The sequence below is a fragment of the Rouxiella badensis genome, assembly GCF_002093665.1.
Classification (GTDB): domain Bacteria; phylum Pseudomonadota; class Gammaproteobacteria; order Enterobacterales; family Enterobacteriaceae; genus Rouxiella; species Rouxiella badensis.
On the sequence record NZ_MRWE01000034.1, the window covers coordinates 55,090 to 61,089 of the forward strand.

Genomic DNA, 6,000 nt, shown 5'->3' on the forward strand with positions numbered 1-6,000 from the left:
CTTTTTTCCCGCCCTTATAACCCCTCCAAAAACCTGACAACCTTAAACTATTGCGAAATGTGCAGTCAGTTGAGTACGCTGATAATCACAGGGATAGAGAGAGGTGTGATATGACACATGAAATAGCAGCGTTACACGTAGCGGCCTCAAGCATTACAAATAATCTTAAGTCGGCTGACGGCATCTTCGCGCCCTGATTGCCAAGCCTGAGAGGCTAAGCGCAATCAATGCCGCCTCAGGGCGGCATTGTCATTTAAGACGCCCACCCTCCGTTTTCTCGTTTTATTCTCTGATTCAAAATCATAAGAAAAAGACATCCGCCCTCCTCTCCCTCGCCCCATAAACATCAGAAAATCTCATCTTTATAGTGCATTGCTATCTTTTGGTGCGCACAGTCTCAGAAACCGCTTGTTCATTCTAATTAATGATTTAACTATAAAATTTCATATTTTTTATTTAATAAAAAATATGAGTTCGATTTAAATCCGCGTCGAATAAGGATTTAAGTCAAACATACATAAGATTATGGAATGTTTTATTTTTGGGGTGGCATGCGTTTTGCTTATATAAAATCTCCCATACAATGATGAGGCAGTATTACCACTATGAATGATTCTAGACTTCGTTCCGGGCTTTCCCTGTGGCAGGTTGTGATAATCGGCATCGCCTATATGACCCCAATGACCGTGTTTGACACCTTCGGCATCGTCTCCGGCGTGACTGAAGGACGCGTGCCGATGGCCTATTTGCTGGCGCTGGTGGCGGTTCTGCTCACCGCACTAAGCTATGGTCGCCTGGTCAAGCTTTATCCTGAGGCCGGTTCGGCCTATACCTACGCCCGAGGCACCTGCGGCAGCCAATTTGGGTTCCTGGTGGGCTGGTCCTCTCTGCTCGACTATATTCTGCTGCCGATGATCAACTCCCTGCTCTCGGGGATTTATCTGAGGTCGCTGTTTCCGCACATTCCCCCCGCCCTGTTTATCATGGCTTTTACCCTTCTGGTGGCCTTCATTAACTGCCGCAACATCAAACTGCTGGCGAATCTGAACGTTATTTTTGTCGGATTGCCGGTGATATTGATGGGCATCTTTATTTATCTGGTGATTCAGGGGGTGAGCCATCATGCAGGCAGCGGCCACGTCTGGACGTTAGCCCCACTGCTCAACGGCAACGCCAGTGTTCTTCCGCTGATAGGCGGCGCGGCGATGCTCTGTTTCTCGTTCCTGGGCTTTGATGCCGTGACCACCCTGTCTGGCGACACGCGTAATCCTGGCAAGGTTATCCCCCGCGCTATCTTCATTACCGCACTGAGCGGTGGACTGATTTTCTTCGTCGCCGCCTGGTTTATTCAGCTTTACTACCCCAACAATGCGCAGTTCAAGAATCCGGACGAAGCCATGCCGGAAATCGTACTTTACGTCGGCGGAAAATTCTTCCAGTCGGTATTTCTGGTGGCAATTCTGGTGAATACCTTTGCCTCTGCGTTGGCCTCCCACGCAAGCGCCGCGCGACTGCTCAACATCATGGGGCGAGACAACATCTTCCCGCAGAAATTCTTTGGCTATAACCATCCGCAAACCCACAGCCCTCTTTACTGCATTCTATTCGTCAGTGGAATCTCGATGACCGCAGTTTTCTTCAATCTCGATACCGCTGTGTCATTGATTAGCTTCGGTGCGCTGGTGGCCTTTAGCTCAGTGAATATCTCGGTATTAATGCATTTTGCCGTACTGAAAAAGCAGATCAACTCGCTGCGTGAGGGAATCAATAACGTCGTCATGCCACTGTTGGGGCTACTCACCGTCGCCGTAATGTGGTTCAACCTGGATAAAGACGCGCTGGAGCTGGGCCTGACGTGGGCAGCGCTGGGTGCAGCTTATCTGGTCTATTGCAAACTGACTAACAAGGTGGTGGTGCTTTCCGAAGTGTAACCGGTAGTCATTCCCTGAAGGTGTCCTCAGCGTGTCTTCCTGAAGGACTGTGATTAACTTATTGAGAAAATGCCATGTCCCTAAAAACGGCTATTAAGAAGCCTGCGTTAACCCATGACGCAATCTGTATCCAGGCCCAGAACGAGATAACTCACGGTGACTGGAACTGGGTCAACGACAAAAAACAGACCGAAAATCTGGACCCTGGAAATCCCGCTAATTACTACGAGTCGACACTTTCCCCCTGGGAAAACTTCCCACCGCTTATCGAGGACAAAGAGTGTGAACTGGTAGTGATTGGAGGAGGTCTGCTGGGCGCATCTGCCGCTCTTCACCTTTCAGAATCGGGCGTTGATACCGTACTGCTTGAAAAAGACAGGATTGGCTCTGCCGCCTCGGGGCGCAATGGCGGACAGCTCACGCCCGGGCTGGCGCGTTGGGAGGCAGAATCAATGTTGGAAAATCTCAGCTTTGAGGAAGCACGCCGCCTGTGGACCTTTACCTCGTCGGAGTCGATGTCGCTGATTGACGAGATAACGGCACGCTATGGCCTTGAGGTCGATCGCGGACGCGGCCATCTAACGGCGGCTGTTCATCCCGGGCACCTCAACTCGCTGGTCAGAGAAGCCGATGCAAGGAAGTTTCTCGGTGACGAAAACGTGACCATCCTCGGAGCTTACGAAATCAAGAGTCATATTCAGTCCGATATCTACCACGGTGGCGCGCTGGACATGCTTGGAGGACAGGTTCATTCACTGGCCCTGACGCGAGGCCTTATTTATGGTTTTGTCACCAACGGGGGTACCGTGCACGAGCAGAGCGAGGTGATTCGCCTCGAGGAAACGGACAAGGGCGTGAGAGTACACACCCCACAGGGATCGATTCTTGCCCGCCGAGGCGTGATCCTCGCCGTGCACAGTGCCACTTACACTCTGCTGGCGCAGGACAACTCAACGACAATCCCTTTCTATACTTACGTCGGCACCACCTGCCCGGTCGAAGGCGGTACGCGTTCTCTGCTGCCTACCGGCAAAGCGGTCTACGATACACAGTTCCAGATAGACTATTATCGCCCGGTGAGGAACGAACGCCTGCTGTTTGGCGGTCAGGGAACCGGGATGCGCTGGCATGACGATAAAACCGTAGATTACCTTACCTCTCGCCTGCGCGCCGTATTTCCTGACCGGGATGACCTTGAGCTCGAATTTGCCTGGAGCGGTACCACCGATTTAACGCTAAATGGCGCAACCGACTGCCGAAAACTGGGAAAACGTGCGCCCATTTATGCCGTACACGGCTGGAGTGGACACGGCATTGCGCAGACGGTGAGGATAGGCAAGGCTATCCGTGATGACGTTTTGCGACTCAATAATGACTTCAACATGTTGACCACCATCAAACATCGCTCGTTGATGATAGGCCGTCAACTTGCCCCGGTGGCTATCCCGATAGCCAAAACCTTGATGGGCATTGGGACTCGCCTGTCGCCCGGAAAAATGGTCTCATTCTAGGCCTGCTCGGGCTGCCCGTGCAGGGCAGCCCGATTTTTATCGGCGGGTGGGATTAATAAAGGCCAGCGCTTTGTTGCTGGCCAACTTGAAGTCGTCATCTTCTTTGTGCAGTAAAAAGATGATCATCACCACGCCCGCATTCACCGCGTTGATGTTTGACAGCGTCTCTCCGCCCAGCGAATGGCGAATCGGATTTAACGTGTTGCGTTCCCACGCTTTGAACGCCTTACCATAGCCCGCATTGCTCACGGCTCTGAAAATGTTGTGTTTCTGCGTATTGGTCAACACGTTCTGTGACGCAGCGATTTCGATGGCGTGTTTAATCAACTCTTTGGCCATCTTGTTTTTCGAGATCCGTAATGATTTCTCATAGGACTCATACCAGCTTGCAAAATTGCGCTTGAGCGACTGGCGAGACTTGATAGTGTTAAACAGCCCAACTACCGCGACCAATGCGAGCATCACCAATAAGCCTGTCATGAAATACGTCATAAAACGTTCCTGTATACGATGTGTCTGATAAAAGTGAAAAATGATGAGTTAATTGAAAACTCAGGAATTTCGTCCCGGCAGTGTCTGACAGGTTTTTCCTGCCGAGAGGGGAGCCGTAACGGGATATTTCGCATCGGGAGTGATATAAACCTGTGAGGTTGCCACGTAGCCATCGGCAAAGGTGGCCTCAATAAACCTCGCCTGCCAGCCAGCACCGGCATAGTCCAGCGAGAGATTCACCGTATTTTGCGGGCTGGGCGTAAGGCGTGTAGACGCGTAACGAATGCCGCAGGCGTAGCGGAAATCTCGGGAATCAGGATTTGTGGCGGTCCATTGCAGCACCTTCACCGGCTTCTCGGAGAAACTCACCTGTCGATCGACGTCGCTATTGGCCGAATTTGTGACGGTCACGGTTGGCAGCGGACGGGAGTCCTGCAAACGGTTGATAAACGCGACCAGCGACTGCTGCATGACGTTCACAATCCCGAGATGATCGCTGTTGGGCACGATACGCAGAGATTTTTCACCGGGCAGTGGATCAAAGTAGTAGCGCGTATCATCCGGCGGAAAGAAGTCGTCGCCGCTGGCGTTGATGATGTATTTAGGAATCGCCAGTCGAGACCTCGCGTCAGTCGCCAGATACTGCAACGGATCCTCAATCTTCATCAACTGCTCAAAGGCGGGCGTGCCGAGCTTGAGATCGATCTGATTGTCGTAATAGGGTTTAAAGGCAATGGGCCAGTTCCCGCCGTAGACCCGGTACATGTGCTTCACAATGTCTTGCGTATTCAGTGCGTCCGCCACGAAAGGCACAATGGCTTCCACCGACGGGTCTGAAATACCGGCAAGCCAGGTTGCCCAGCCGCGCTTGGACGCGCCGGTGACAATAAATTTGTCAATATGCCAGGGTCTCAGCTCTTTTTTAGCCAGCCTGATGGTTTGTGAAATAGCTTCGGCCATCGGCACATGCAGTGGCAGCAGTGCCCGGTTTTGCGGACTTTGCATCGTTAATTGCCAGCTGCGCGCAATACTGTCGTCCTCAACGCGTGAAATTCCATCGTGCTGATACTCCAGTCCGATAGCCGGAATATTATCCAGAGAAACAACAATCGTATTCGTTGATTGTGCAATTTCGGCCATCATCTTTTCGCTAAGATCGACGGCAATAAGCGCTCTGGTGCCCCTAGCGTTTTTGGGAATATAAATATTGACGTCATGATGCCATTGGCCAGGAGTGACCAAACCGTCAGGTGACCAGTGTTGTGACAGCATTTGATATCTATTGATCTGAACGGGCGGTTTGCTGGGATCAATAGCATATCGGGCGGGCACGATATCGTTTAATAAATACCGATATTCGCGCGGATACGCCTGGTTGCTGACAAAGCGGTAGTCAAGCCTTTGCTTCGCGAGCGTTTCGCGATAGCAGGCAATCATATTGGTATTACTCACCTTGCTGTCGATACTATTACAAGCATTGTCCAATAGCCGCGTTTGGGAAAAAACACACGCCGGCAGTAACAGCAAAGAAAAGAACGCCAACTTAAATATGTTCATATATTACCCTGGAAAAAATTCATACAGAATTTAAATGCACACTAGAATGTTTCTAATATTTATTTATTAACCTATTGCTAGCATCATTCCTGAGAATCCTCTCGATAGCAGGGTCTGAAATGACACTTTTTTATTGATTCATTGCATGCATTACGATCATCAAGGTTATAGTCACCTGCGTAAATTATTTGAGTGAATAATTTATCTAAGCAGAGTTTATTTTTATCGATTCGCGGTAGAATCATCGTACAAAAATACCTCAAAAATTGGGCCTATTTTTGAGGTCATTAAGGTGTTAATTTTGCCCATAATTTAAATTCAAATTCTCTAAGAAAATTCCCACTCAGCACTGAAGATCGGCGAATAATTATTTACTCGCGCACCTTTGCCGTTATCTAAATATGTTCTTTACAACCCTTAGACAGCCTGGGTTTAAAATGAAAAAAACCCTGCCGTCCGTCTTGAGGCGCATAAAGTTATACAATTTTCCGTGACCTGTACAATATTTT

At 49.9% G+C, this 6,000-nt stretch carries 4 protein-coding genes; 2 read left to right on the top strand and 2 right to left on the bottom strand.

The annotated features are described in order from the left end of the window. Positions 1-605: 605 nt before the first annotated feature. Positions 606-1,931, top strand: coding sequence for an APC family permease (locus tag BS640_RS17785; protein WP_084913020.1), 1,326 nt, complete (start codon positions 606-608; stop codon positions 1,929-1,931). Between the two features lie 74 nt (positions 1,932-2,005). Then, the gene (locus tag BS640_RS17790) at positions 2,006-3,442 is read left to right on the top strand and encodes an NAD(P)/FAD-dependent oxidoreductase (RefSeq protein WP_084913021.1); all 1,437 of its coding nucleotides are present in this window, start codon (positions 2,006-2,008) and stop codon (positions 3,440-3,442) included. A gap of 36 nt (positions 3,443-3,478) precedes the next feature. Here the strand turns inward: BS640_RS17790 and BS640_RS17795 are convergent, their stop codons facing one another. Both BS640_RS17795 and BS640_RS17800 read right to left on the bottom strand, forming a co-directional pair. Next, a complete protein-coding gene (locus BS640_RS17795) occupies positions 3,479-3,934 on the bottom strand; it encodes a hypothetical protein (RefSeq protein WP_017491085.1) in 456 nt (151 codons plus the stop codon). 60 nt (positions 3,935-3,994) lie between these two features. After that, positions 3,995-5,386, bottom strand: a complete 1,392-nt coding sequence (locus BS640_RS17800) for a PhoPQ-activated protein PqaA family protein (protein WP_225741469.1) — start codon at positions 5,384-5,386, stop codon at positions 3,995-3,997. Positions 5,387-6,000: the final 614 nt, after the last annotated feature.

Excerpts from the sequence above, each read along its gene's own strand:
- BS640_RS17795 (WP_017491085.1), bottom strand. The coding sequence starts at position 3,934 with ATGACGTATTTCATGACAGGCTTATTGGTGATGCTCGCATTGGTCGCG.
- BS640_RS17785 (WP_084913020.1), top strand. The coding sequence starts at position 606 with ATGAATGATTCTAGACTTCGTTCCGGGCTTTCCCTGTGGCAGGTTGTG.
- BS640_RS17790 (WP_084913021.1), top strand. The coding sequence starts at position 2,006 with ATGTCCCTAAAAACGGCTATTAAGAAGCCTGCGTTAACCCATGACGCA.